Origin of the sequence: Allocoleopsis sp. (assembly GCF_036703385.1) — a bacterium.
Lineage (GTDB): Bacteria > Cyanobacteriota > Cyanobacteriia > Cyanobacteriales > Coleofasciculaceae > Allocoleopsis.
This window is the reverse complement of sequence record NZ_DATNPA010000191.1, coordinates 1-4,333: the sequence shown is the minus strand read 5'-3', so window position 1 is coordinate 4,333 and position 4,333 is coordinate 1. Positions and strand designations below refer to the sequence as shown.

The window sequence follows — 4,333 nt, the reverse complement described above, 5'->3', positions numbered from 1 at the left end:
CACGTCTCATCTTCTTAACCGCATGGATGCCAATTTCCTAGCGGCTCATACAGATGGAGTCTTATTGGTTGTGGGAGTCCGTAAGACGAGTCGTTCTGTGGTCAAGCAAGTTCTCGATCAGTTAAACACGTTCCGCTTACCGACCTTGGGAATCGTGGCTAATCATGTCAATAAAAACTCCAACATTCCCTATGCAGCCCCAACAAATACTGAGTTGAAATTATTGGGCGATGAACTACAAGTTCATCCCCGTGCCTAAAATTTCAATAAGTTCGTTGACTGACGAAAAAGACGTGATTTTGAGTCTTTTTGGGTGCACTTAAAAGCCACGAAACCTCCCGAAAGTTCAGTTCAGGAGTGGTAATACCAAGTTCTTGTAATGTTGCATTGAATTCTGGGTAAGAACCACAGCCTTCTTTGGTGTCAATTGAAGCGTAAAGCCGCTAACAGATTGATGGAAAGGAGGATACCCTCTAAGGGGAGCAGAACGGATTGGCTTGGAAAAAATGGTGGGTTACGACTGCGCCTAACCCACCCGATGAAGTCCTTAAAGCTCGGCTCGATGAAGATTTCCGCCTTAAATTGACACCTATGCTCTAATCTTCGCTCCTAAAGTACTGCCAAAAGACAGAACGCAGCTTGAATGACGTCCTCAGAGAGTTGATGAGGAAGCTAGACGGCGCTTAAAAGCGCCAACACTACATGCTTCATAAATGAGGTGAGCTTTGCTTTAATTTCTGTAAACACAGAAAGAATTGGATGAGCCACGCGAGGCGATCGCGATCGCACAGATCGCTACTTGCTGAACGCTGTAGAGAAAGAGAGGAAAGAGAGGAAAGATAAGCCAATACAGCAATTCATCCCAACCTCTCTCCTCGGCTGGAATGAATCGCTGCATTGGGGTAGCTCGTTCAGATTAGCCCTCTTGGGCCAAAGCGGGGTGAAGCCTTGAATTTCCGTTGGCTGTATCCCAGTAAAATCGTTAAATTTTCCGAGAATGACGCAAGAGGGTTAGCGTTGGAATCGACTTAACGGGTCTCGACCATCTGTTTGGGAGAACTAGGCTCAGAACCAACAGGAGAAAACCGTTTGAAAGGGTCTACATAAACATTCAGTTTTTGCTTTAAAACCAGCCAAAAGAAGGAAGGGCTGTGTACCAAGTATCTTTTCCATAACCTTCTTGGCTCAGCTAACAATCGATACAACCACTCTAGCCCTACCTCACTGAGCCACTTAGGTGCTCTCTGGATATTGCCCGCTTCAAAATCAATAGTTGCGCCGATCGCCAGGAATATCTTAACGTTCGGGAATTTATCCTTGTACTTGCAGATAAAATTCTCTTGCTTCGGTGCGCCAACGCCTACAGCGAGAACCGTCGCTCCAGACTGGTTAATCGTTTCAATGATTTTTTGGCACTCTTCCTCACTTTTTTCAAAGCCAAAAGATGGGGAGTGTGCGCCCACTATAATTTCTCTACCCACTTTGGTATTGATTTTATTTTGGGCTTTAAGAGCTACCCCTTCCCGAGCACCTAAAAGAAAGATTTTGATATCTTCGTTGTCTTTGTGATACTCGTAAAAAGCGGGAAATAAATCCGAACCAGAAATTTTTTCTTTGATAGGTGTGCCTAAAAATCTAGAGACAAAAAATAGAATTTTACTGTCGCAGATTCTGTAGGTAGCCAAGTTGTAAGACCGATAAAAATCTCGATCGCCTTGCAATTTCATCAAGTGATCGACATTAGGCGTAACGACTATGCCACTCTGGCATTTTTCCAGAAACTCTGATTGTGACAAGTTGTCAATCGCCACATTTAGTATTTCAACTCGGTTCATCTAACTCAGTCCTACTTGTATAGATTCCAACGACTTGGGTAGGTAAAATCCCTAATTCAAGTCAACGAACAAGCTACATCATCCAACTGCTGCTAAATATACGAATTTGTACGGTTGTTTTTCAAGCAAGACAATGCAACTTTGCGATTTCTTTAACTTGCCGTCGAGGCAGCTTTACTGTTCCTTCATTCCACTTGAGGGGGGAGGTTAAATTCCGCCGAGAGATAGTTGCGAAAGTTTCACCAATAAAATGCTGCACAATTAATAACTTGCGTATCTATCCAGAGGTCTATTTTCAATGAAGAGAGGTTAATAGTCAGTAGCAATGGACAACTGACTAGTGACGACAGACAGCAAAGCAAAATGTCAATTGTAAAGATTAAATGTGCAGCAGATTGCAATTTTCTATTGCATCAACTCGGTGGGTGAAAGCGGAGCATTCGTTCGGCGGTTTTTGGGCATTTCGAGCTTGAGAATATTCGGGGGTTCAGGAATGAGCAAGTATCGAGGCCCCCAACCCCCGTTAACATCCTCCAATCGTTGTTCGGGTGGAGTCGTTTGACCCGTCGGTAAGGGAATGGGCAACACTTGACGGACCTGGACAAACTGTTCGCCATCCGCTGTATTGCGGACAATGCTACTAACCAGCTTTATACCCTGCTTCTCTAGTCGAGATTCTAGTTCCGACAACTCATCAGTTGGCTCGACAGTAGCAATGAACGTTACTTCAGGGTCTGGCTTGAGCGAGAGTCCCAGTTTGGACTGCTCTAGTTGCCAAGCTTCTTGAAATCGACCATCTGGTGCAACGTTCCAAAGATTCAAGGTAGTTTGCCATTTCCCTTTATTTACCCTGACATCTTGATACGCCAAAATTGAATAGGTCAGATTTGGGTTGAGGTTTTCAGAGACCGGTTTATCGGGGCGCAGAGTGCGAACAGCCGCAATAGAGACGCGACTATCGTCTGGAAGATTGGTGCTGCCTTCTACCGTATAGACCCCTAAACGTCCAGATGAAGCTACACGCAGTTGAAATTTCGCTTCAGTTGAAAAGTTGGGGATTAAAGAGGGTAATTGCTGTACGGTTGAAGACACTTGGGAGCATCCAGCATTCAACATTAACAGCAGAGCAAGGCAAACTAGCCCTCTAAGCGAATACAACATTGGATTGGTTAGTACTTTCTTTACAACCAGGGTGAAAGACCTACTTAGCATAGAAGATAGCTGAATTAATTGATAAATTGAGCGAGCGAGTTGAAAAAAAATGACGGGAGTCCAGAGGCAAGAAGAGCTAATTCCTCTAAATTCTGTAGTCGGTAAGCACCCCTCTAGTTAAAACGCAATCGCAAGCACCTCAAGAACAGTCTCTGGAGCATTTCACCGAGAGTAGGTTGGGTTGAGGTACAAAACCCAACTTTATGGTTAGCCTGTTGGGTAACGCTTACGCTCTCCCCAACCGACTTGAACTAAACGTTAGACATCCAACTTAGCCGGTTATCTTAGAGCTGAATCGACCTTAGCACACACTAATGTTTTTATTGAGTATTGTTCAGGAGTTTGGACTAACACCTGAATCACTGAACTCTTGCGTCATTTTTGTCAGCATTACTCTACCAATCGTCGAGGAAATATACTGGAAAAATCTAGTTTTAATAACATAAATCACGAGCATGGTTAATGGGGAATAATTACCTATTACCTATTACCCAAGTTGCCGCGTAGGCGTTTGCTCCTCCGACTAGAAGTACGGGGGCAACCCAAAGCCGACGTTCTGTGAAAGCATCTTATCCAGTCGTATACCGTCGTTTCCTAGCCTCCCTATTCTCCAGCCCCTTGGATATTCAGGGAAAGCCGAATAGCATCGAGAAAGTTTATTCATTCTTTATTTTCTTTTTAAATTTTTTTACAAACCCTTTATAGATTCAGGTTACAAAGGTATTAGCGAGACAAGAGTGTCTTCAAGTCAAAAAAACCGTAACCGCATTGAAACAAGATTCCACCGAAGTCAGGGTTGCGGCTAGTAGTGGAGAGGAAAGAATATGCCTCTAGCCACAACAAACGCGGAGTTATCCGACAAGCTATTCTCTAAAGTCGTGCTATCTATATTGGGTTAATCAACCCAGAGAATAGCAGTCAAGTCATTCCTCCTATTTTCAATACAAAAAAAAGCGTCTAGACTCTCCGGGTTAAGTCTTCTTAGATTGTCATGTTTTTCTCCGATAGACAATTCGTTCTCCGCTAAATTAACAATTCAATAAATAAAACTAACAGCGCTAATTATCTAGTAAAAATCTAGTTAAAGTTGTCATCTAACCCCCAGATCAATTGGTTCACAAAAATAAAAAGAATGGGGGAACAAGTTAGCAATAAAACGGTCTCTATCTATAATTCGCTATTTGACCACAATTGCGAGATTCTTCCGGAGTTTCTTTTAAAGCTTTGGAAAAGGAAATAGCTGACAGTTTTGCCACCCGAGTACGCCCAAAATGCAACTGTGGTGC

General features: G+C 43.3%; 4 protein-coding genes. 1 reads left to right on the top strand and 3 read right to left on the bottom strand.

The window, feature by feature from the left end:
• The coding region (locus tag V6C93_RS09695) for a hypothetical protein (protein WP_333476451.1) at window positions 1–259 on the top strand (259 nt) is incomplete at its 5' end.
• Window positions 260–730: 471 nt separating this feature from the next.
• Here the strand turns inward: V6C93_RS09695 and V6C93_RS09690 are convergent.
• The 3 genes from V6C93_RS09690 to V6C93_RS09680 form a co-directional block, all read right to left on the bottom strand.
• Window positions 731–898 carry a hypothetical protein gene (locus V6C93_RS09690; protein WP_333476450.1) on the bottom strand — a complete coding sequence of 56 codons (168 nt, stop codon included), beginning with the start codon at window positions 896–898 and terminating at the stop codon, window positions 731–733.
• 130 nt (window positions 899–1,028) lie between these two features.
• Window positions 1,029–1,835: a WecB/TagA/CpsF family glycosyltransferase gene (locus V6C93_RS09685; protein WP_333476449.1), complete on the bottom strand. Its 807-nt coding sequence runs from the start codon at window positions 1,833–1,835 to the stop codon at window positions 1,029–1,031.
• A 405-nt stretch (window positions 1,836–2,240) separates the two neighbouring features.
• Entirely contained in the window at window positions 2,241–2,996 is a 756-nt protein-coding gene (locus tag V6C93_RS09680) for a hypothetical protein (RefSeq protein ID WP_333476448.1), read from the bottom strand.
• Window positions 2,997–4,333: the final 1,337 nt, after the last annotated feature.

Coding starts and splice junctions, on each gene's coding strand:
- V6C93_RS09690 (WP_333476450.1), bottom strand. CDS start 898: ATGCAGCGATTCATTCCAGCCGAGGAGAGAGGTTGGGATGAATTGCTG.
- V6C93_RS09680 (WP_333476448.1), bottom strand. CDS start 2,996: ATGTTGTATTCGCTTAGAGGGCTAGTTTGCCTTGCTCTGCTGTTAATG.
- V6C93_RS09685 (WP_333476449.1), bottom strand. CDS start 1,835: ATGAACCGAGTTGAAATACTAAATGTGGCGATTGACAACTTGTCACAA.